Annotated in this window: 13 protein-coding genes; 3 read left to right on the top strand and 10 right to left on the bottom strand. The window is 45.0% G+C overall.

Going from position 1 to position 23,030, the window contains the following annotated elements; all coding sequences use genetic code 11:
- Positions 1 to 174 precede the first annotated feature (174 nt).
- From QUA16_RS26695 to QUA16_RS26670, 6 genes are all read right to left on the bottom strand, one after another.
- On the bottom strand, positions 175 to 738 hold the full coding sequence (locus tag QUA16_RS26695; protein WP_333107249.1) for an REP-associated tyrosine transposase: 564 nt from the start codon (positions 736 to 738) through the stop codon (positions 175 to 177).
- Between the two features lie 872 nt (positions 739 to 1,610).
- Complete coding sequence (locus tag QUA16_RS26690) at positions 1,611 to 2,717, bottom strand: hypothetical protein (RefSeq protein ID WP_333107248.1); 1,107 nt, start codon at positions 2,715 to 2,717, stop codon at positions 1,611 to 1,613.
- Complete coding sequence (locus QUA16_RS26685) at positions 2,714 to 4,609, bottom strand: CHAT domain-containing protein (protein ID WP_333107247.1); 1,896 nt, start codon at positions 4,607 to 4,609, stop codon at positions 2,714 to 2,716. The genes QUA16_RS26690 and QUA16_RS26685 overlap by 4 nt, the downstream gene beginning before the upstream one ends.
- Positions 4,610 to 4,640: 31 nt before the next feature.
- A complete protein-coding gene (locus QUA16_RS26680) occupies positions 4,641 to 5,801 on the bottom strand; it encodes a DUF1822 family protein (protein ID WP_333107246.1) in 1,161 nt (386 codons plus the stop codon).
- Positions 5,791 to 6,582 (bottom strand): sigma-70 family RNA polymerase sigma factor, encoded by a 792-nt coding sequence (locus QUA16_RS26675; protein WP_333107245.1) that lies wholly within the window; start codon positions 6,580 to 6,582, stop codon positions 5,791 to 5,793. The genes QUA16_RS26680 and QUA16_RS26675 overlap by 11 nt, the downstream gene beginning before the upstream one ends.
- 148 nt (positions 6,583 to 6,730) lie before the next feature.
- Positions 6,731 to 6,922: a hypothetical protein gene (locus QUA16_RS26670; protein ID WP_333107243.1), complete on the bottom strand. Its 192-nt coding sequence runs from the start codon at positions 6,920 to 6,922 to the stop codon at positions 6,731 to 6,733.
- Between the two features lie 729 nt (positions 6,923 to 7,651).
- Here QUA16_RS26670 and QUA16_RS26665 point away from each other — a divergent pair.
- A complete protein-coding gene (locus QUA16_RS26665) occupies positions 7,652 to 8,857 on the top strand; it encodes a hypothetical protein (protein ID WP_333107242.1) in 1,206 nt (401 codons plus the stop codon).
- Between the two features lie 208 nt (positions 8,858 to 9,065).
- Here the strand turns inward: QUA16_RS26665 and QUA16_RS26660 are convergent, their stop codons facing one another.
- From QUA16_RS26660 to cobU, 3 genes are all read right to left on the bottom strand, one after another.
- Complete coding sequence (locus QUA16_RS26660; RefSeq protein WP_333107241.1) at positions 9,066 to 11,135, bottom strand: AarF/ABC1/UbiB kinase family protein; 2,070 nt, start codon at positions 11,133 to 11,135, stop codon at positions 9,066 to 9,068.
- 77 nt (positions 11,136 to 11,212) lie between these two features.
- Positions 11,213 to 11,635: a hypothetical protein gene (locus QUA16_RS26655; protein ID WP_333107239.1), complete on the bottom strand. Its 423-nt coding sequence runs from the start codon at positions 11,633 to 11,635 to the stop codon at positions 11,213 to 11,215.
- Between the two features lie 280 nt (positions 11,636 to 11,915).
- Positions 11,916 to 12,491: a bifunctional adenosylcobinamide kinase/adenosylcobinamide-phosphate guanylyltransferase gene (gene cobU / locus QUA16_RS26650; protein WP_333107238.1), complete on the bottom strand. Its 576-nt coding sequence runs from the start codon at positions 12,489 to 12,491 to the stop codon at positions 11,916 to 11,918.
- A 284-nt stretch (positions 12,492 to 12,775) separates the two neighbouring features.
- Here cobU and QUA16_RS26645 point away from each other — a divergent pair, with 284 nt between their 5' ends.
- Both QUA16_RS26645 and QUA16_RS26640 read left to right on the top strand, forming a co-directional pair.
- Positions 12,776 to 13,747 carry a glycosyltransferase family 2 protein gene (locus QUA16_RS26645; RefSeq protein ID WP_333107236.1) on the top strand — a complete coding sequence of 324 codons (972 nt, stop codon included), beginning with the start codon at positions 12,776 to 12,778 and terminating at the stop codon, positions 13,745 to 13,747.
- 101 nt (positions 13,748 to 13,848) lie between these two features.
- Positions 13,849 to 14,805: a glycosyltransferase family 2 protein gene (locus tag QUA16_RS26640; protein ID WP_333107235.1), complete on the top strand. Its 957-nt coding sequence runs from the start codon at positions 13,849 to 13,851 to the stop codon at positions 14,803 to 14,805.
- 294 nt (positions 14,806 to 15,099) lie between these two features.
- On the opposite strand, the gene QUA16_RS26635 is transcribed toward QUA16_RS26640, so the two are convergent.
- On the bottom strand, positions 15,100 to 23,013 hold the full coding sequence (locus QUA16_RS26635) for an Ig-like domain-containing protein (RefSeq protein WP_333107234.1): 7,914 nt from the start codon (positions 23,011 to 23,013) through the stop codon (positions 15,100 to 15,102).
- Positions 23,014 to 23,030: the final 17 nt, after the last annotated feature.

Here is a 23,030-nt window from a genome sequence, read left to right as displayed (position 1 = left end):
TTGTTGGTTGGGTGGGGGCGGGTTTATTAAAATTGTTTTTGGGTGACAAAATTAGTCGCGAACCCGCCCCTACGAATTTTGGTTATTTGGGGTTATTGGTTGGTTTGGGGCGGGTTTATAAAGATTGTTTTTGGGTGACAAAATTAGTCGCGAACCCGCCCCTACGAATTTTGGTTATTGCGAGCGTAGATTCATCAACAATACATTTTTGTTATCTAATTTAATATTAATTTTATTGGAATTGTAAAATTTTTTAGATGGGTGCATTTCATCGGTTTCCCATTTATACGGATTGTTGATAATATATTCCTGAATTTTTGCAAACGTTGTCTCATCGCGAATAATATGTTCGTAATAACCCCTTTGCCATAGCTGGATTCCTGAAACACCACGCAGTTGATTTATCCGACGGGAAGAAAATGTTTTAAAGCCTCTCACAATTTCCGATAAGCCGTGACGTTTATCCCGATTTTTTATGAGGATAATTCCATGAATATGATTCGGCATAATGACAAAAAAATCTAATTCAATATGAGGATATACTGTCTTGAGATTAAACCAATTAAAGTTAACCACTTGACCGTAACAGCTTAAGAGCATATTTCCATCTTTAATGTCACCTAATAAACACTGACGTTGCCAGATACAAATTGTCACAAAATATGCACCCGGTTGGCTATAATCATATCCTGGTAGACGAATAGAACGGCGATGATGGATATCGGGATTGTATTTCATATTTTTTTTGTAATCAATACAATATCGAATATTATATCACAATCCTGTAGGGGCGGGTTCACCGAAATATATGACACCCAACGACGAATCGTAAAAACCCGCCCCCACCCCACCCAAATATTAATAATTAATTGAATTTAACCATATAAATTGATGTTATTTGGGGTTATTGGTTGGGTAGGGGCGGGTTTTTACAGATTATTTGTGGGTGACAAAATCCCTCGCGAACCCGCCCCTACGAATTTTGGTTATTGCGAGCGTAGATTCATCCAACAATACATAATATCACAATCCTGTAGGGGCGGGTTCACCGAAATATATGACACCCAACGACGAATCGTAAAAACCCGCCCCCACCCCACCCAAATATTAATAATTCATTGAATTTAACCCGTTGGCGGGGATGTTGTTTGGGGTTATTTGTTGGGGGGGGCGGGTTTATTAAAATTGTTTGGGGGTGACAAAATTAGTCGCGAACCCGCCCCTACGAATTTTGGTTATTGCGAGCGTAGATTCATCTACCAATAGATTATAATATCACAATCCTGTAGGGGCGGGTTCACCGAAATATATGACACCCAACGACGGATCGTAAAAACCCGCCCCCACCCCACCCAAATATTAATAATTCATTGAATTTAACCATATAAATTGATGTTATTTGGGGTTATTAGTTGGGTGCGGGCGGGTTTATAAAGATTATTTGTGGGTGACAAAATCCCTCGCGAACCCGCCCCTACGAATTGATGTTGTTTGGGGTTATTGGTTGGGTGCGGGCGGGTTTATAAAGATTATTTGTGGGTGACAAAATCCCTCGCGAACCCGCCCCTACGAATTTTGGTTATTGCGAGCGTAGATTCATCAGCAATTTACTATTTCCTCTGTTCCCTCCTTTGCAAATCTCGCAATTGCTTATCTACCTTTTCCACCATTGGCAAATCTCCCAAAGTTGTATATCCATCTTTTGCCATTCGCAAATATTTCATAGCTTCCAGATTATTTCTCATCGCTGAATGAACTTGCCCCAATCCGTATCGAGCGGCTGTCAACTCCTCAATATCGTCAGGTTTCGCCGTATTAATCACCTTGGAATAGTAGACTTCAGCCTGGGGAACCAGTTGTAGCTTTTCTAGATACAAATCGCCCAACGTGCGATAAATGGGCGGTGTTTCCATGCCAGTTTCTTGTAAATTTTCTAAAATTTCTCTTGCTTCGGCTATCAAGTTTGTGTTAAGATAAATGCTAGAAATTGCTAATTTTTTGGCGTTTTCGTTAGGTACTTGTTTGTCGATCGCCCCAACCGCATCCTTAACAGCCTGAACCTGCTTCTCATCCAGCAAGCTAAACTCTGTATCTCCTTCTCCCACAGCACTTTCAGAAGAAGCGCCCGTATTCGCCTCGACAATCAATCGGTACCTAACACCCGGTTTCAGCGCTGGTTCCCCCGGATACACAGCCTCAGTACCGCTAACAGTCATTTCCCAGTTTAATTTCGCTCCATTTTCGCGGAGGCTCAACTTATAGCTAGTCGCACCCGCAACCGGATTCCACCGCAAAATTGGCTTGCTGTCGAGCAATTTCGTCCGCCGCGGACTGATTATATAAGGAATTGGCGCGCTATTCCAAGCAATTTTATCGTCGCCGCGATCGGGACATTTAACCAAGTCGGTGCTGCAATCAGATTTCGACTCTTCTTTGGCTAACAAACAGCTATTCAATTGATTTTCACCCGGTGCGATCGACTTAATTCCCCAATCTGCACATTGGATCGTCAGTTGGGCGTTTTGTGCGGTTCGCAATTTGTCTCCCGGATAAAGCGGCGTACCGCTGGTAGGGCGGACAATTCGGCCGTCTTGGCGATCGATCGCAACTTCCCCGCTACTATGGATAATCAGTCCGTTGGATATTCTATTACTCGCTGCTAGGGCGGTAGTTGCGATCGAGCTTAAAGCTATAAAAACTGCAATCCTGATTTTCATCTTATATTTCCTTTTATTCGTAAATGTTGTTTGGCAGTTTGGATACATTTATCTTGTTCTGGTACGCTAGATTTAGAATATTTAATCGTTTTTTTCCAGTGTTCTAACGCTTCATGGGGCTTACCTTTAGTTTCCAGAACCTGTGCTAAAAAACACTGAGCTTCCGGGCTATTCTCTTTCAATCCAATTGCTGTTTGAAAATCTATTTCGGCATCGTCATACTGCTGTTCTTTGAACCGTATCCAGCCGCGATTTTTGATACAAGCAGCTTTTACTCCGTCGTGTTTAGCGTGCTCTAAACAAAGGTTGATCGCTTTTAAAGCTGCTTGATGTTTATCCTTGCGAATGAATAATTTAGATATTTGAGCAGAAGCATCAGGAAGTCCTCGCAATACAGCATTTTGCATTGCCTCTAACGCACCTCTATCGTCATTCAATTCGTCGCACAACATAGCTAAATTATAGTAAGGCTGTGCATAATTTAGGTTAATTAAACTTGCTAATTTGTAGAATGTTTTCGCAATTAAAGGTTTATTTTGACGGTGGTTTTCCATGCCAATTTGATTAGCAACTGGGGCAAGTATCGGGCCCATTAACATATAACTGCTAGCGGTAGTAGCTAAACCGATTCCCAGGCGCTGCATCAAATTAGAAATAAAAATAGAGATATCGTTGTTTCGGCGATCGCCCCCAGTATCACCCAAAACATCTGCCACAGACACAAGCAGGCGATTCCCGACGGGATAGCTGCGCCGCGCGTGCTTTAATTGCAGTAAAGTCAACCCCTCAAAAGTTGGCTGCTGACAGAGCACTGGTATCGCACTCGCACCGGGAAACTCAGATTCCCACTTCTGTAAATAATCCTTAGCTTTTCGTACTGCTAAAAACAAAGGATATTCTTTGCTTAAATATCCGAATAAAGACTTAACAAAATCGTGAGCAATTTTATCTGGTATCGGCGCACGCATCACAATCATTGACGGTAAAGGCAATCCTCCCGCTACTAAATCTGCTGCCAATTGGAGGCTCGAACACGAGTTTAAAATTAGCAACTCCAATCCTTGAAAAATTGATTTTTCTAAGCCCTCTTTTAAATAGTCTATTGTGACATTATTATCGCAATTTGCTTGATTGATATGGAGCCATCCATTGACAGAATTGCTATCGCTATGTCCGCCGTAATACAAAATTTGCCAGTTTTTTTCATCCTGTGAAAGATGATCTCGCAACTGTTGAGGGGTTGGTTGTTGAATAAATTGTAACTCGCAGCGATCGCCCAAAGACCTTTGAAGACTTTTCTCATCTTGTTTCAGATCTAGTCCCTCACTATTACCGGAGACACATAAAATTCTACCTCGCGAAGGCAGAGGCATTCCGCCGGTAGTTGCCTTTTTGAGAGCTTTTCTATACTGGGAGGGACTTTTAATTATTTCACAGTTTTTGTAATCTTCGCGAAATTTCCACGCATCCCAAGGCAGATGCCAATTTTCCGAATCTTTGATTTCGAGAAATACTTCAAAGCACTGATCTCGACCACCAAACGCATCAACTACATTTCTAAAATTATGCTCAATTCCCGCATAAAATTCCTCACTACTCAGCCACAGCCTCATAGATTCATTCAAATATTGATAGATCAATTGAGGATTATCTTCAGAAATATTGGTTGTCCCTGTAGCCTTAACTTTAATTCTAGAAAGGATGTTGCTAGATTTTCCCGCACGACAAATAAGTTGCCATCTTTTTTGCAGATCATCAACTTCCGGGGCTGGTGGCAAACTTCCTTTAAATTTATGAACAGTTGTTTGGTTTTCTTGAAACTCCCCTGTGATGTCGGGAAAACCCTTGTGTAAATCCCCAATCCCTAAACCCAAGATAAATCTTAAGCTCATAAATTAGACGCGAATAGAGTTAATCGAGATATCATACCACAAAATTTTCTGTGACGCTGAAATCATCTAAAGCTACTCGAATACTAAAACTCTCGTCTCGATCTACCTCAATATCCTTCAGCAAAATGTACCTCTCCTGAATCCTTGATTGTGACTCGGTTAGATTTTTACCGATGTCGGAGATTAAGGAAAGTTTAATATTCTGGGGCAGGTAACGTTCTCCGATCGCCGGATGCAGTTGAACGTGAACTCTGACAGTGCGATCGCTCTCTTCAGCAATCGCCACCAACAAAGCCACCGTTGTCCTTCCCAGCCGCATTCCCAAGTCAATCAACTTAGCCCGCGTGACATCGGCTTCGGGAAACCTATTGATGCTACTTTGACTGCCGTGTAACGCAGATTCTTCTCTCGAATTTCCACCTCCTCGTAATGCAAAACTGGGGGTTTCGTCAGGAGAAATCAGGTTTTTTAAATTTTGTTTACCTCGATCCAATTGCTGCAAACATCTGTCTACAAAATTTTGCCACCAATTGCCTAAATTAGATTCAACCGGATTTTCAATCTCAACAGGAGAAGTTTGTGCCTGCTGGTTAAATACTGCTTCAAAAGGCTGCCAATCAGCCGTAAATACATTCATAAACCACTGACTGAGGTTAATTTTAGATTCCAACAAATGTTCGAGGTGCTCTAAGAAATCATCCAGGGAATGCAATTCGCTCAATACTAATTCCCCCGCATCCGCATTTGGAGAAAAACCAAGCAATCTCGCTTCCTTTTCCTCCTCATCAATTTCTACAGCAATATAGCCAATGCGTTCTGCCCTTGCTTCCACCGGCACCGGGCAAATCTCAGGCGGATGGGCCGATGAATTCTGGTTGCCTTTTTCTGGATTTTGATGCCGATTGTTAATTGGACGGCACTCGATTTTTCCCAATCCTTTAACATACAAATCTCCCGCATCTGCAAACAGGCGAGTTACGGGATTCCAACTATCGCATTCAGTCAAATCCGTTTCAATATCGATAATTTTTAGATAATCGCGAACTGCCAGCACTGCCAAAGTATTGAGATAAACTTGCTCGTGCCTTTGCGGGTGGCGCTGTTGGGTGGCAAACTGCTGAGCAACTTGCAGTGCCTTCTGAGTAATTGGCATCGGCAAATATTCGATTTCCCAAAGGTTGTTATGGTTCATTGTTCTGGTACACTCCTGGTATATTTAAAGTTTGATATCCTTGGTCTTCGCAAAATTTTTGCAGCAGATAACGGCAGTCATTGTTGAACAATTGATATAAAGTAGAATGCGCGCAGCCAAACTCTTTGGCGAGTTCTGGAAAACTTTGACCGTACAAACACTTGCGCTGCAATAAAACTTGACAATTTATCTGCGGTTTTCCTCTAACGTGTCTGCTTTTCAACTCGTTATTGGGATCGGTTTCTATCCATGCGAGAAGTTCGTCCAAATAGAAAGTTACATCATAATCGGCGGCGAGATAGTCAATGGGATTGATAGTTTCTTCGTCTTGTTTTCCTTCTGAGGACGCTATTCGACGGCGGTTTGGTGTGTCACTTTCTTTTATTGGGGCCAGACGACAATCAAAAAGCCGCCTTTCGAGATAGCTATTTAACCAAGTAGTAATCAGGCTTTCTTCTGGATCGTAAGGTCGTTTTGCTGTGGTAGCTTCACATAAATTTCGATTGAGATAGATCCAGGTTTCTTGCAATGCCTCTTCATAGTAAGGTGTTTTTGGTTTCCTGAGTTTGCCGGATTTGAGAATCTCTCGAATTAGTTGATTCAAGAAACGACTTCGCCTGATACTGCCGGGGGGCTGCTGGCAAGCTTTGGTGACGAGTTCGACGATTTGCTGGTGTGCGGGATCTCGATCGAACTTTTCCGATTTTACTGAGCACCCAACAGCATCGGATTCGTCGGATAAGTGGTCTTCTCCCTCGGAGGGGTTGGATTTATCAGTCATAGTTAAGTGCGGCCGCAACTTTTTTCCTACATTTACTTATCAGGGTGAGTTGGGGGAATTTATGCGAAATTCAGAAAATTTTTTCAGAGGATTGTTGAAAGTCTTGCTGTGCGGTGGATTGGGCAGTTGAATTAGATGTGAATTTTTGTTAAGACGCATCAAAACCTGCATAAACCGGGTTTTTGCGATTTATGCAGGTTTGTAACGAAGTATTCTGCGAAAAACCCGGTTTCTGACCACCAGTGCGTAACATCGCCCTTAAATCGCGAAAACACCCGTGGTTCCGTACTTCCACGCCGTCTTTGCCAAACTCGACCAAAAAAACAGGAGAGTTTTGCATAAAACTACCGAGCTCACCCCGATAAGTAAATAGGAAGAACAAAAAGGCTTTAGGGGCGATCGATCTTTGGTGTTCACAACCAGATCGATCGCGCAATCCGGCTATCTCGCAATCCCGAACTCCGGCAGGGGTTGAAACAAGAGCCTCAAAGCGAAAGTCGTCGGTCGCCGACTGAAGAATTTACCAGTCCTCTTTCAGAGGACTTTGGCTATGAGGCGGGGAATTCATTCCCTGCCGGAATGTGGGGAAGCGCGTGATTCGATCGCCCTTAAATCCCGAAAACACCCGTTATTCCGTACTTTCACCCAGTCTTTGCCAAACTCGACCAAAAAAACTGGAGAGTTTTGCATAAAACTACCGAGCTCACCCCGATCAGTAAGAAGGGAAATGACGAAGTACGCGCGAGCGAAGCTATAAGGAGAGGATTGTCATTCCTAGCTCTGATTAATCCTAGATAAGTGGACATCTATCGAATACATAAAAACCAGGTTTATGGAATAAACCTGGTTTTTGTTTGTGGATATTTTTCTTTAAGTCAGTTCTGGATGCACACCGAGCAAAAAACCAGGTTTATACGTCAATAGATCTCGAATCAATCCACGATTTTTGGGATAAATCGGCTTTTTTGCGTCCATGACTGGAATTAATCACAAATGTAAAATCTTGTTACAAGTTACTTGACATCAGTCATTAAATCTATTTTGGAATGACTATAATTGGGAAAACGTAATGCTGTCATTCGCTCTGGGTTGCGAAGAAGCTCAAACCCTTGCCACACAGCCATTGAGTGCGTCAGTCCTGACTATTAACAAATCAGAAAATTTCATGCAGAAACTAACTCGAATTTTATTCACTACAGCTTTAACCCTAAGTATCTTATGTTCTCCCACAGCAGCTTTCGCCAAAGCAAAAATTCAGATAGCCATCCTTTTAGATTCCAGTAATAGTATGGATGGATTGATTGACCAGACTCGTACTCAACTTTGGCAAATTGTTAATTTTTTAACTAAAGTAACCAAAGATGGCGAAGTGCCAGAGTTAGAAGTTGCTCTCTACCATTATGGTAATGACAGCTTACCTTCCTCCGAAGGTTTTGTGAGATTATTAACTGGGTTTACTCCTGAATTAGATTTAGTTTCCGAAAAGCTATTTAGTATCAAAACCAACGGCGGTCAAGAATATGCTGGCTGGGTAATTCGTTCGGCAATGCAAGAATTAAACTGGAGTAAAAATCAGGAAGATTTTCGCGTGATTTTTATTGCGGGTAATGAACCATTCGATCAAGGCCCAATAGTTTGGAATCAGTCGGTCAATCTCGCGGTTAAAGGAGATACTCTCGTTAATACAATCTACTGTGGTTCAGCAGAAAGTCAGGAGCGACAACTTTGGGTATCAGGAGCAGAGTTAGCAAAAGGCAGTAGCTTCAACATTAATCAAAACCAACAAATTGTGGTAATTAAGTCTCCTTACGACGACGAAATTTCTACTTGGAATACTAAACTTAATCAAACCTACATTCCCTACGGTAGAGAAGGAAGAATCGGACAACAACGTCAGGCTGTTGAAGATAGTAATTCTGGCACAAGTTTTGCTTCGCGTAGTGCCTCCAAAGCTTCTGAATACTATGATAATGCTTCTTGGGACTTGCTGGATGCTCTCGAAAACGGAACAGTTAAACTAGAGGCAATATCAGATGATAATTTACCAGAAATCATGCGAGGGATGACGCTAACAGAAAAAAGAGCATATGTAGCTGGAAAGAAAACCGAAAGAGAAGCGATTAAAAAGACAATCCGCGACTTATCTCAAAAGCGTACAGCATATATTGAACAACAGCGCCAATCTAGTAACAATAGTGGGGAAAATACTCTCGATCGCGTAATGATTCAGAGTCTCCGCCAGCAATTAGCCGCTAAAGGATTCAAGCTTAATTAAAAGAACGCAGACGACATTTCATCTGCGTTCATCTGCGTTTATCTGCTAATATCTGCGGTCAAAAAATCCCAATCTCCCAATTTAATATCATGATCGATCGACCACGCTCAAAAGCCGGGGCGGGTTTACAGAATTTCTCGTTTCTATTGTAGATATTGGTGAACCCGCCCCTACAGGAATTATGGTCAATTCACCTGACATGATATAACTACTTCGCCGCAGGTAAAGACAACTGAGGCGAAGTTTTAGCATAGCTTCCATTCACGGGAATCGCATCCGGTTCCTGGGAAAGCAAAAACTCGCGAATTACCCTAGCAACGGCTCTTTGAGCTAAACCGCCGACTACTTTCTGCCCCATATTCTGCACTTCGGGTTTCACCAACAACTGCGGAAGTAGCTGCAATACTTTAGTCCCGTCAAAACCCGGAGTTGATTGCAAAATATCCCAAATCCGTTTGATGTGTTCTAGATTGTTTTTTTCTGTTTGTGAAACCACAGGTTGATTTGCCTTGACTCCAAACCATTCGCCGACGACTGCTTTGGCGTTAGCAAAAGCATTGCTGGAAAGTGTGTCGAGACTTTTGACTAATTCGAGGACAATACGATCGCGAATGAAATCTCCTCTTTCGGAAAATAAATACTCTAATGCTTGGTTCAAGATTTTGCTGACATCGTAATCCTCGCTCTCGCGGGCATTGTTGAGCAAGTTTTCTAAGCGGTTCCAGCGGAATTCGCCTTGTTTGAACAGCAAATCTTGCAGGGATGCTCTCAATTCCGGTGCGGGGTCGCTCAACAGCCGTTTTGCAACGTAAGGATAAGCTTTGCTCAACACTTTGAATTCTGGATCGACATTAATGGCAATCCCTTCTAACGTAACGAGCGATCGAATAATCAAAGCATAGTAAGCTGGAACCCGGAAAGGATATTCGTACATTACCGCCGAAAGTTCGTCAGTAATGCTTTTGAAATTGAGTTCGGCAACGCTAGCACCCAAAGCATTGTTAAACACGCCGGCCAAAGCTGGAATAATTGGCGTCAAATCGGTGTCTGGCGTTAAAAACTCTAACTTGACATAATCTTTTGCCAAACCTTCAAAGTCGCGGTTCACCAAATGCACCACCGCTTCCAACAAGCCGTATCGCTGATAAGGTTTAACTTCGCTCATCATCCCGAAATCGAGATAAGCTAATTGACCATCAGGAGTTGCCAAAAGATTGCCGGGATGCGGGTCGGCGTGAAAGAAACCGTGTTCGAGAAGTTGTCGGAGAGAGCATTGCACCCCCACTTCAATTAAGTAAGGAGCATCGATTCCTTGAGCTTTAACGGCCTCTAAATTCGTAAGTTTGATGCCGGTGATCCACTCCATTGTTAAGACGCGGCGGCGGGTATATTCCCAGTAGATGCTGGGAACATAAATGTCTTTGATGTGGCCGTAGAGTTGGGCAAACCGTTCGGCATTTTGACCTTCGTGGGTGTAGTCCATTTCTTCGTAAATGCGCTCGCCCAACTCGTCCATAATGCTGGCGAGGTCACTGCGAATTATTTTGAAGTTGTTTTGTGCCCAAACTGCAAGACGCCGCAGGATGTAGATATCTAAGCCGATGTTTTCGGCTAAACCCGGTCGCTGCACTTTGATTGCGACTGTTTCTCCGGTTTTGAGTTTGCCTTTGTAGACTTGTCCGAGAGATGCTGCGGCGATCGGATCTGGGCTGATTTCTGCGTAGATGTCTTTGGGGTGGGCTCCCAATTCTTCTTGGATGAATTGATATGCTACTTCGTTCGGAAATGCTGGCAATTGGTCTTGCAGCGTGGTTAGTTCTTCTAAATATACTGGCGGTACTAAGTCGGGGCGTGTTGAAAGTGCTTGCCCGATTTTGATGAAAGCTGGGCCGAGTTGGCCGAGAATTTCTCGCAGTCGGACGGCGCGACGCTTTTCGTTGGTGGCGGTACGACCTGTTTTGCCGTCGAACCACACACTGAAGGCAAAGCTAAAAAATGTCCAAACAACGCTCGACAGCCTTCCCCAGACTTGTAGGGGGCGATTTCGGTACAGGGCTGCGATCGCCACTGGATCGTACCGAACAGCATCTCCGGCTAACTCGAAAGCTATGTCTCTGGCTGATTTGAGCCGATCGTCCGTTACGAGTTCCGTCTCTAGTGATACTGGTACTGCTTGCAGGGGAATTGTATTTGCATCTTGGAGATTGCCGAGTACAGCCTGAGTCCCTGAATTTACATAAGTTGGCGGGGAGGCTGGCGATACTGTCTTGACATTCATAAATCAGACCTAGTGTGAAGCATTGTAAATATATTGTAACAATTTAAGGAAGAAGACCCTTCTTCCTTCTTATATACTTACTCGCCACTGGATCTTTGGAGTCGATCGCGAAGGCCTGATAGTTGCGATTGGCTGCTGACGGGCGATCGAGGTTGGGGCATTTCGGTATCGGGCCAGTTCGGTAAGTCGTGACAGGGACAGAACTCCGGGGGCATTCCGGTTTGTTTGAACACTACGGGCATAGCGCAGCGCGCGCAGGGACTGATTTCCCAAGCTGGCGTCAGCAGTTGGGCAATTGTTTCGTTTGTGCCTTCGAGGTAACAGTCTCCGCTGTCGCGGGAGATGATTTTTTGCCAGCAGTCTTCAAATTCCTGGCTGTAGCGATCGCCCCCATTTACCAATTTGGGCTGCAGCGCTTCGGAACCGTTGCGAATTAATACTTTTTTGCCTAACTGAAACCAGTAAGCAATATATTTTCTTACTTCACTATCTGATGCCATAACTTTTAGTCAACCCTTCAACTAATTGATTATTTTAGACTTTTAATTGGAAATTACTACTCTTTCTTAAGAGACATTTTATCTTTTACATAATTTCAAAATTTGGCTATTCCTCATGTCAGTCAAATTGTTGAGCTGTCCCCCTACTGAGTATGTTTTTTGACTAATTTATGTGAGTCTTGAATTTTCTATCTTAATTAAAATTCTACCTGATTTTTAGTTAAAACTGTCCATCGGGAAACCGATATTTTTTCTCCCTTGTCGATCGCGACTCCGGCTGTTAATTTTTCGCGATCGGTGGCAGCGGGGTACCCAGAGCTCTTAGATCCAAGGCGTAACCTCCGGTGGCGAGATAAACAGTATCGGCGATCGCCCCGATGTGGCGCACGAGAGTGCCGAGGCGATCGCGAAACAGCCGCCCCGCCGGATAAGCAGGCACAACACCCCATCCGGTTTCTTCCCCTACCAAAATTACATCAGCCGCCGCCGACTTCAAACAGGCTAGCAAATCTTGCTGCGTAGTCGCCCAAACAGCAGCTTCTTCTTCCAAAAGATTTGCCGTCCAAGTTCCCAGGGAATCAATCAACAAGCAATCTGACGGCTTGCTTGCTCGCAAAACGGCCGATAATTCGATCGGCACTTCTAGAGTTGCCCAATCAACTGGACGGCGATTTCGGTGCCGATCGAGGCGACGAACCCACTCCAAATCTGCTTCATCAACCTGACCAGTAGCCACATAGATTACTTGTTTCCCAGAACCCGCCGCCAGAGTTTCGGCCCATTCACTTTTGCCGCTTCGGGCCGGCCCAGTTACTAAGATTAATTGTCTCGATGTGGTGCGTTCTGAGTTAGTCATTAGTCATTAGTCATTAGTCATTAGTCATTAGTCATTAGTCATTAGTCATTAGTCAGCAGTCGCATACCAAGGATTAAACACAATTATCCATTACCAATAACCAATAACCAATAACCAATAACCAATTACCCATTACCCATTACGCATTACCCATTACCCATTACGCATTACCAATTATGATTTAAACGGCAAACTACCAAATGCTTTTTAAGCGATAATAGCATTGATGAGACAATATCAGAGTAAGTCGATCGAGAACCCCCGTATTTCCCAAGCTGTTATTTATGCCAGATCGTCCTCAGATATCAGCGATTATTTGCACCCACAATCGCGCCGCCTATTTAGGTGGGGCGATCGACAGCTTGCTGGTACAGGATTTTCCCGACAACTTTGAAGTAGTAGTAGTGGATAACGCTTCTAGCGATTATGCAAGCCCCGAAAGTTCGACTTCGCGCACCCGCGAGGTGGTAGAAACAAGACAGGGCGATCGGCGCCTCAAGTACGTCTGGGAACCCGAAATCGGTCTGTCAGTAGCCCGGAACACCGGCGCTAAGCAAGCTTGCAGTGAAATATTAGCTTATCTAGACGACGACGCTATTGCTGAGCCGAATTGGCTCAGGGTGCTGCACGCGGCTTATCAAAGCAATCAAAAACTCGCCGTAGCTGGTGGCAAAGTAAATTTGCTCTGGCCTTCGGGAGTCAGCCCGCCCGAATGGCTGTCACCGGGATTGGCCCAGAACTTGGGATCATACGATTTAGGCGATACTTACCTATACGTGACTGCTGCCGGTTTGACTCCCAGGGGAGTAAACTACTCAATCCGGCGCGCTTTTCTCGAACAAATTGGCGGCTTCGATGTCAAACTCGGTAGAGTTGGCAAAAAGTTGCTGTCAAATGAAGAGTTGCGAGCCACAGAATTAGCTTTAGAGTTAGGCTGGCAAGTAGTTTATCTACCGGAGGCCCTGGTGCTTCACCATGTCGCGACAGAAAGGCTCAACAAAGCTTGGTTTCTAGAGCGCGGGTGGTGGCAAGGCATCAGCGAGTGTTATCGCGAACAATTGTCCGATCGAGCCGGTATTGCTCAGCTTGGGCGGGGGGGTGAAAGAATATTGAGGGGTGTCTGGAAGGCTTTTAAATATATTAGAGATCCAGGGCTGCGCTTTGAAAATTTCGTTTTTGCCTGGGGTCAAATCGGTTATTTGAGCGCAGCCATCCGCGGCCTGATTTTTGCACCGAAATCGACCACTAGGCATTAGGCTATAGGCAATATCCCTCGCTGCTCAAGTCGTCGGCCCTGCTGTGCCGATCGCATTTCATCCACCAAAACTCGACCGCATTTAGGTTCAAGCACTCGATTATGACATCTAGTTCATCCAAGATTCCGGTTTCAGTTCTCATTCCGGCAAAAGACGAAGAACTTAATCTACCAGCGTGTCTGGCCAGCATTGCTAGGGCGGATGAAGTTTTCATGGTTGATTCCCAAAGCAGCGATCGCACGGTAGAAATTGCCATCAGCACCGGCGCAAAAGTAGTGCAGTTTTACTTCGACAACCGCTGGCCCAAAAAGAAAAATTGGTCTTTGGACAATCTGCCCTTTCGCAACGAATGGGTATTAATTGTCGATTGCGACGAGCGCATTCCGCCGGAACTTTGGGACGAAATCGCGCAGGCGATCGAAGACCCCAATTTTGACGGCTACTACCTCAACCGCAAAGTCTTCTTTTTAGGTCAGTGGCTGCGTTATGGCGGCCGATATCCCGACTGGAATTTGCGTTTGTTCAAGCATCAAAAAGGACGTTACGAAAACCTCGGCACTGAATCCGTCCCCAATACTGGCGACAACGAAGTTCACGAACACGTAATTTTAGCCGGTCAAGTCGGCTACTTAAAAAATGACATGATCCACGAGGATTACCGCGATTTATTTCACTGGATAGAACGGCACAACCGCTATTCCAATTGGGAAGCTCGCGTTTATTACAATATTATTGAAGGGCGCGACGACAGCGGCACTATTGGCGCTCACTTATTTGGAGATGCAGTGCAGCGGAAACGCTTTCTCAAAAAAGTTTGGGTGTGGCTGCCTTTTAAACCAATGCTCAGATTTATTTTATTTTATTTTATTCAGCTCGGCTTTTTGGATGGAAAAGCTGGCTATATTTATGCAAGGCTATTGAGTCAATATGAGTATCAAATTAATGCAAAACTTTACGAGTTGCGTTGTTGTGGCGGTCAGTTGAATGTGGCAGAACCTGAGCCTACTTTGTCGCCGCCAGTAGTTATCAGTCAGGAGACAGAAGTGAAATTGCCGTAATAGTAGGTATGAAATTTTAACCGCAGATGGCGGCGGATTGACGCCGATGAACGCAGATAAATGTTGATTTGGGTTAAGTGCGATCGCCCTTTTTTTACTTATACCAATTTAATGTGAAGTTGCATATATTTCGCTCCCCCTAAATCCCCCTTAATAAGGGGAGTAGGGGTTGACTCTGACCAAACTCTTGTCCACCCCCTACTCCCCCTTAATAAGGGGGGTTAGGGGGGATCAGATTCTATGCAACCTCATATAAAATTGGTATTAAGGGCGATCGCACTTTTCCTTCCTTTCCTAAACCAGCATGAAATTAGCAGATGTTATGGCATTGGCACTCACTCCAACCATCACACCTAACTGCTCCCCTGTCAAGAGATTCTTAATAAGAGTTCCCTGAGTATTTTGAGTTATTTCTAACTGACCAAAACTCAAGCCACCGCTTAATCCAATCAAATCTTGACCCAGAGTAAAATCAGCGATAATATCAAATCCTTGACCAGTTGTTAAGGCAAAGATATCGTTGCCGCTACCGCCAATCAAACTATCATTTCCCATGCCTCCGTAAAGGATATCGTTGCCTTTGCCACCTGTGAGAGTATCGTTGTCTGCGCCTCCGAAAAGAGTATCATTTCCGGCACACCCTCCCAGGATATCTGCTCCTTCGTCACCGTTGATTAAGTCATTACCTTCACCGCCGCAGATGGTATCCGAACCCTGTTGTCCAAACAGATTGTCATCACCTTGACTACCAAGAATTATGTCGTTACCTTTGCCTCCATATAAGGTGTCATTATCCTTACCACCATCGATGAAGTCATCATCTTTGTTGCCATAAATGATGTCAATACCTTCGCGGCCATGTAAGAAGTCATTGCCTTTGCCTCCGAAGATTAAATCGTTGCCCGACTCGCCAAGAATGATGTCGCTTCCTTCATCTCCGTAGAGAGTATCTTCATCTTTGCCTCCGGCGATGAAGTCATTGCCTTGGTTGCCATTAATAATGTCATTATCGGCACCACCGTATAGGTTGTCATCCCCGGATTTGCCCTCGAATATGTTGGCAGCATCGCTACCTAGTAATTCATCGTTTTGGGCAGTGCCTATCTGAATTCCGGCTGTGCCGAGTATGGTGTTTTCAACCGAGTTCGGTCGGTTTAAGTTGGGATAGGTAATTTTGTCGCAGATGCACTCATCGTCTGAGAGGTTATTAGTTGTTGGCGTGGGAGTTGCTGTTTCCGATGGTGTTGGTGTTTCCGAGGCTGTTTCCGATGGTGTGGGTGTTTCCGAGGCTGTTACTGATGGGGTCAGAGCGATCGGTGGGGTGGGAGCGATCGGTGGGGTGGGAGCGATCGGTGTTGGGGTTTCGCTGCCGGTTTCGGTGCCGATTTCGCCAGAGGTAGGTTCCTCTGGATCGATCGGGCTATTACCATCGATCGTCTCGACAACGGGGCGAACAGTGGGGTCATTTACCTTCACCTTCTCGAGCCGAGCCAGAATCGCCTCTTTGGTGTTGTTAGCAAGGAACTGTTCAACAGTCACAGTTCCCGCAGCCAAATCGGACAAACCGACAGCAATTTGACCTACAGACACCGCCTGCAATTTGGTGATGTCAAGAGCGATATCTTTGATGGGGCGACCGCTAGCGACGAGATCCTTGACCATTTGATTGCCCAAAGCCATGATTTGAGCCGCAGCAGCCGCACTCGCAGCCAGTTGTGTCGGGTTGATTTTGGGGTCAGACTGTGCTGCTTTGGTAATGGCTGCTTGAAGGATAGCCAAGATTGTTTCTGTTTTCCCTAAATCTACAGCAGCGCCACCCTTGAGTTGATTGGCGATCGCCCCGATACCACTAAATGCGAGTTGAGCAACTTCTGTTTCCGAAACCCCCTTGATGAATTTCGCTATCTGGACGATCGTGTTTTGCACCAGAATCATCGAGCCGAATACCGATACACCATTCGCGTCCCCTTTGGCGATCGCCTCTAAGGGGTCGTAGCTACCTAAATCAACTCCTGCGGGCAGTCCTAATGCTGCTTTCACCTGAGTTTCCGCTGTTGCTGGGTCAAGGCCTTGCTGCACCATAGAGGCGATCGCCGTCGTTAAAGGTGTCACAACCGTTGACTCCAGAGTCGAAGTCAGTGGCGTAGCCATCGGCAAACCCGTTGCAGCATCCACCCCGCTAAGGATGTCCATCCCTCCCATGAGAACAAACTGGCCTTCGGTATAGTCGAGTTCACCATTTTGGTTGGTATCAAACTTTTCGACTTCCACATTCAGATCGATACTGCCATCTGCCCTGGTAATCGTAAAGGGTTCATCCTCATCCAACATCCCGTTTAAGTTGGCATCGAAGAACACCTTACCGCTACCAATGTAACCGTCTATGACACGACTCTTGTAGTATGTCCTTACTGTGTCTGTGTTAAGTGTTTGCTTTGTGGCGCTGACTAAAACACCTGTGGCTCCGAACACTCCCAGATAATTAGCGGTGGTATCGCTTGTTTTAAAGACGCTAATGCTTTGCAGCGTTTTGGCTGGGTTGGGATTGAACTTGAACCCGAATATGGCGGGATCGTTGACATCGGTATAAGCTGTTCCAGTTGTATCATTGCTCCGATCCATACCGTCGATCAGATAGTAATCGGACGATGTTTCGGTAATTTCATCAAACCAGTCGGGAACAGTGGCAATCTTGACTACGGATGTGCCATCGCTATAGTTAAAAGTCACCCACATCCCAGCCTTGCCATTTGTACTGGTAGCGAACAGGTGGATTTCTGAATACTGGTTGGGCGTAACTGCAAACTTAAAGGGTGTCAAGTTAGTAAGAACTTTGGCGTTGTTGCCGTTATTGGTGTTGTTGTAGCCTAGTTGAACGTCGGGATGGTACTTATTCGCTGGGAAAAAGCCGTTGTCAGGCAAACCGTTGCCATTCGCACCGTTTTTAAACGTTGCAAAGGACTGAGTGAGTAGCGTTTCATTCCCGGTACTCAGTGGAGCTTGTGTGCTGTCTGTGACTTCTCCCGCGCGGTTGACAATCACATCGCGATCGAATACTGATGTGAGGTCAAAATCTGTATTAGATTGCCGATACTCAAAATTCTCAACTCCGGTCACGATTTTGACATCGCCATTCGGAGCAACAATTCGCCATACTGCTGTAGCTGTCTCGGTAAACTTATAGTCCTCTTTCTTACCGGTCAAGAGCAAGATATCGTTGCCATCTCCTCCGTCAATAGTATCGCTGCCCTCCCCAGAATCTAGGTAATCATCGCCAACGCCACCGAAGAGAGAGTCATCCCCAGCACCACCGCTTAGGGTATCTTTGCTACTTGTACCAGAGGGCGATCCGTTACCTTCGCCATAAAGAGCGTCATTGCCATCTCCACCTTGGATAGAGTCATCGCCCTGTTGACCGTAGAGAGTATCGTTGCCAGTTCCGCCTTCCAGGGTGTCATTGCCCTCCCATCCGTGAAGTTCGTCATTACCTTCATCACCCCTGAGAAGATCGTTGCCAATCTCACCGTAGAGGCCATCATTCCCAGATTGACCAGACAGAGTATTATTTTCAGCATTACCAACCAGTGTGTCGTTATTAGCCGAACCAATGATATTTTCAATCGAAATGAAGTTATCTAAGTTGCCAGAGAACAGGGCTTTGCCAGTGGTTAACCTAGCTTCAACTGGACCACTAGCAAATCTGTAGTCGGCAACATCGTTACCGTCACCTCCATCAAGGATATTACTGCCATTTCCGCCAGAGAGGGTATCGTTATCTGCTTCACCATAGAGAGAGTCGTTACCGTCTCCACCATCGAGGAGATCGTTACCAGTCCAAGCGGCGAGAAAATCATTGCCGCCCTCTCCTTTAAGGATGTCATCGCCGTCGTGACTGTAGAGCTTATCGTCGCCCTCACCCCCATAAAGGTAGTCCTTGCCACCATTGCCCTCAAGGAAGTCTTTGCCCGCTCGACCAAAGAGCGTATCATTATCGCTCCCGCCGTTTAGAGAGTCGTTGCCGCCACCACCGTCGAGGAAATCGTTTCCTGCTTCTCCTTTGAGGATGTCATTGCCAGCTTCACCGCTAAGAATGTCATCATCATTCCCACCAAGGAGCAAATCGTCACTCAAACCGCCGAAGAGAGTATCCTTACCATTTCCACCTTCGAGTGTGTCTTTGTCGTTGCTACCGTCGTAGTTTCCTCCCGTTTTTCCGTTGTCTTCGCCATAGAGAACATCATCCCCATCTCCACCTTGGAGGAAGTCGTTATCTCCCTGACCAAAGAGAACGTCCTTGCCATTTCCGCCCTCAATGGTGTCATTACCCTGATAGCCGTGCAGTTCGTCATTGCCATCCTGACCTTTCATCAAATCATTGCCATTCTGACCAAAAACACGGTCATCATCCTGGTCAGCATTTAGGGTGTCATTACCATCGCCACCATCAAGCAAGTCCGCACCCTCATAACCGTACAGGAGATCATCGTCAGCATTACCATAAAGGAAGTCAGAACCCGAACCCCCAACAAGTGTGTCTCTGCCTTCATTGCCTTCGAGTTTGTCGTTGCCATTATGGCCCTCCAGCCAATCGTCATCTTGTTGACCCTGGAGAAGATCGTCACCATCCGCACCTTTGAGAGTGTCGCTGCCCCTACCACCTGCTAACAGGTCATTTCCTTCGTCGCCGTTCAGCCTATCATTGCCATCCTGACCTTCGATTCGGTCATTGCCCGACCAACCTTCTCCTGTGTCATTCCCCGACCCCAAGATGAGATGGTCATCTCCACCCTGACCTCGAATATAGTCATCACCCCCGATAGCGTCATATTTGTTATTTCCGTCACCCAGCCATTCGTTATTAGGACCATCCGACGGGCCGCCAAAAATGCTGCCAAGAAGTTTGTTAAACGCACCTTCAAAAAAGTCACCTATTTTAGTAAAGGTATCGAGTACACCTGATGTAACACTATTAATTCCATTAGCGACAGCATCAATGGCTTTATTTACAGCCTCAGTTACTGCACCCAGGGCACCGCCCATCACCTGGTCCAACAAATTTTCGATACTTGTGAGCGGAGCTAGTGACACGGTAAAGTCACCTTTGAGCGGCCCAGCCTCATAACCTACCTTTACCTTGGAACCACCAGGTGTACCATCTGAGGTAATCTCAAGGTCTGCCTGAACATTGCCAACGAGCTTGAGATCGTAGCCTATTCGACCTTTAACTGTTAGCTGGCCATTCTGTAGGCTGATGTCGGCACTGCCTAAATTTTGACCCAAGATTTTAGCTGTCCCTCCGATTTTGATATCGGTGGGACTTTTAATATCAATTATTGCGTTCTCGATTGATAAGACTCCGAATAAGTCAAGATTTCCTTGAACTTTTAGCCCATTTCTATCCGCATTAATTTTGGCTCCGGCAACTTCTCGCCCAAAAATCTTCACCGAACCCGATCCACTGGCCGTCTGCTTGTCAATATCAACTGAAAAATCGTTAATATCTAGGGCTACAGCTCCTAAATTCAAAACAAAATCTTTGACTTTGGCGCTAGTGGGAGTAAACTCAACGTTTGCTTTAGCAACTTCAGCCCCAAAAAGTACAAGTTTCCCGTCTGCTCTAAGATATTGTTCAGTGGGAGATACCTTGATTGCTAATTTCAAAGGATCGCTGCCACCTTTTACTCCTGTCAACTTTAAAAAACCCCAGTCAATTGCAGAAAGCTGGAAAGACCCCTCTAAACTTGGATTACTTGTATCGTAGGGATTAGCGTTAAGATTGAGCTTGGCTTTTTGTCCCCAAGCTGTTATTTCGCCATTAATCCCAAGACCTTGTGTTAATGTCTTCCCAGCAATTGTTGTGGGGAAAGGTACCATCTTGACGAGTGGATCGATTTCTGTATCTGCATCAGATCCATCGATAGATACAATCTTTACATTTAAAGTATCCTTCAAAAAAGTTTCGGCTTTTTGGAAAAACTCGCTTTTCTTACCCAATTGCTTAAGGGCATAAGAGCCAATTGGCCCACCAGCCCAAAGGGTAGCCAAGCTGACTGGTTGCTTCGCAGTTAATTCCAAAGCAAATCTATCAAGATTGGTAATATCGATTGAGAAGGCAGTATCCAGAGCTAAATCACCAAATTCTAGATTTCCCCGGAATGCAACACTATCAACAAATGGTGATACATAAGTCCCACCCAACTGAACACCTAAACTGTTAATTTTTGCATCCGGTATGCCAAAGGGATTCTTCCAGCTACTCTGTGCATCAAGAGCAAACTCCCCTGTGAGAGAGGTTGGATCTAACTTAATATTTCCCAGAAGCGTTAAGTCAGGTTCATTTGCTTGAAAAGGATCGTAGCCTTTAAGAATTAGATTTCCGCCAATTCCAAAACTAGCTAGCCCCCCACTCAGGTTTAAATTATTAAGGGTTGCACTGAATGGATCCTTGTCAAATAGGGTGATATTAGTCCCTAATTTGGCTACTATACTCGCTCCTGTCGGTGGATTTACTTCAGCATTTAGGGTTACATCCTTAATTCCCAGCTTTGTATAGATGAAATCAAAGAAATTATTCCCGCCAGCATCATTAGCAAAATCCAACTTACCAGAAGCTGTGTATTTATTAGAGCCATTAGACTTGTCAATGGTTAAACTCGGACTACTCAGAGGCGGGGTGATTTTCTCCGCAATAGTTTTAATGGCATCAACGGGAATTAGTTTAACGATGTCTTGTAAAGAGCCATTCTTGGGATAACCGAGTTTAATGGAGTCTTTATCAACACTAAATGTGATGTCTTGTCCGCTAACGTTTCCAGAGAAAGTATAAACTGTATTAAGCTTGCTGGTATCAATTTTTATGCTGGGATCTTTGACCGAACCAGTTAAAATTTTACTCTCTATCCCACTGCTAAATCCCACCTTAGTTAGCAGGTTATCTAGAGAAAATTCTCCCTGGTAACTGACTTCAACAGCTTTACCCTTTTGATAGGCAAAAGTAACTTTTTCTCCGCCGATGTCTCCCGAAAATTTATAAGCAGGAGAAGGCTGACTGGTATCAATTGTTAAGCTGGGTTTTGTGATAGAGCCAGTTAATATCGAACTTCTCTGAGTTTCGCTCACGCCAATACTCTCCAGCAGGTTAACTAGAGAAAGACTCCCCTGGTAACTAGCAGTAACAGCTTTGCCCTTTTGATACGCAAAATTTACAGTATTACTGCCGATATTTCCTGACAAGTTATAAGTAGGAGAAGACTTACTGGTATCAATTGTTAAGCTGGGTTCTGTGATAGAACCAGTTAATATCGAACTTCCATCAGTCGCGCTCACGCCAATACTCTTCAGCAGGTCAACTAGAGAAAGACTCCCCTGGTAACTAGCAGTAACAGCTTTGCCCTTTTGATACGCAAAATTTACAGGATTACTGCCGATATTTCCTGACAAGTTATAAGTAGGAGACAACGCCTTCGGATCAATAATTTTTAAGCTAGGATTTGTGATATTGCCACTTAATATTGTACTCGGGTTATCGATAGGAATTACTAGAGCTGTCAGTACATCATTTAGATTCCCACTAGCATTGTAAGTAGCTGTAATTTCACCATTCTGAATCCCAACTGTCAACGGCTTGATGGCATTTACCACACCTTCTAAGACTTTCTTTACTGGCTCGGATACATTAATACCATTATTTTTTAGGTAAGTATCTATTTCGCTCCAAACAGAAAAGCTATTCTTGACGTTGTAGGTTAAAGGTGTAGCAGCAATATTGTTGTTACCGGCTGCATCAGTGGCGCTGCCAGCGGGAACGTTGACTGTTACCGTGCCGTTGGTTGGGGTGACAGTGAAATTGTAGTTGCTGCCAGTCCCGGTAAATCCACTAACTTTACCGTTGGTGACGCTGATATCGCTGTCAATAAACCCAGTAACACTTTCGTTGAAAGTGGCGGTGACATTGAAGGGTGCGTTTACGGGTGTCGCAGCGGTTGAAGCTAGGGTGACAGTAGGTGGTGTGGTGTCAGCCGTGGTGAAATTCCAAGCAGTTGCGCCTGTAATACCGGCATAATTATTACCAGCTAAGTCTTTAATTGCACCGGCCGCAATTTCAACGTAATAACCAGTACCTTGCGCTAAATCTGCCGTGGGATTAACTGTGACTGTACTGCCGCTAACGGTGACATTTGTGGAGGTAACATTTATAGTTTCAACCACCGTGCCGTCGGTTTTCT

Source organism: Microcoleus sp. S13_C3 (assembly GCF_036700905.1).
Taxonomy (GTDB): domain Bacteria; phylum Cyanobacteriota; class Cyanobacteriia; order Cyanobacteriales; family Microcoleaceae; genus Microcoleus.
This window is presented reverse-complemented; position numbering and strand designations above follow the sequence as displayed.

Excerpts from the sequence above, each read along its gene's own strand:
- QUA16_RS26670 (WP_333107243.1), bottom strand. The coding sequence starts at position 6,922 with ATGCAAAACTCTCCTGTTTTTTTGGTCGAGTTTGGCAAAGACGGCGTG.
- QUA16_RS26660 (WP_333107241.1), bottom strand. The coding sequence starts at position 11,135 with ATGAATGTCAAGACAGTATCGCCAGCCTCCCCGCCAACTTATGTAAAT.
- QUA16_RS26640 (WP_333107235.1), top strand. The coding sequence starts at position 13,849 with ATGACATCTAGTTCATCCAAGATTCCGGTTTCAGTTCTCATTCCGGCA.
- QUA16_RS26665 (WP_333107242.1), top strand. The coding sequence starts at position 7,652 with ATGCTGTCATTCGCTCTGGGTTGCGAAGAAGCTCAAACCCTTGCCACA.
- QUA16_RS26685 (WP_333107247.1), bottom strand. The coding sequence starts at position 4,609 with ATGAGCTTAAGATTTATCTTGGGTTTAGGGATTGGGGATTTACACAAG.
- QUA16_RS26690 (WP_333107248.1), bottom strand. The coding sequence starts at position 2,717 with ATGAAAATCAGGATTGCAGTTTTTATAGCTTTAAGCTCGATCGCAACT.
- QUA16_RS26680 (WP_333107246.1), bottom strand. The coding sequence starts at position 5,801 with ATGAACCATAACAACCTTTGGGAAATCGAATATTTGCCGATGCCAATT.
- QUA16_RS26645 (WP_333107236.1), top strand. The coding sequence starts at position 12,776 with ATGCCAGATCGTCCTCAGATATCAGCGATTATTTGCACCCACAATCGC.
- QUA16_RS26675 (WP_333107245.1), bottom strand. The coding sequence starts at position 6,582 with ATGACTGATAAATCCAACCCCTCCGAGGGAGAAGACCACTTATCCGAC.
- cobU (WP_333107238.1), bottom strand. The coding sequence starts at position 12,491 with ATGACTAACTCAGAACGCACCACATCGAGACAATTAATCTTAGTAACT.
- QUA16_RS26655 (WP_333107239.1), bottom strand. The coding sequence starts at position 11,635 with ATGGCATCAGATAGTGAAGTAAGAAAATATATTGCTTACTGGTTTCAG.
- QUA16_RS26695 (WP_333107249.1), bottom strand. The coding sequence starts at position 738 with ATGAAATACAATCCCGATATCCATCATCGCCGTTCTATTCGTCTACCA.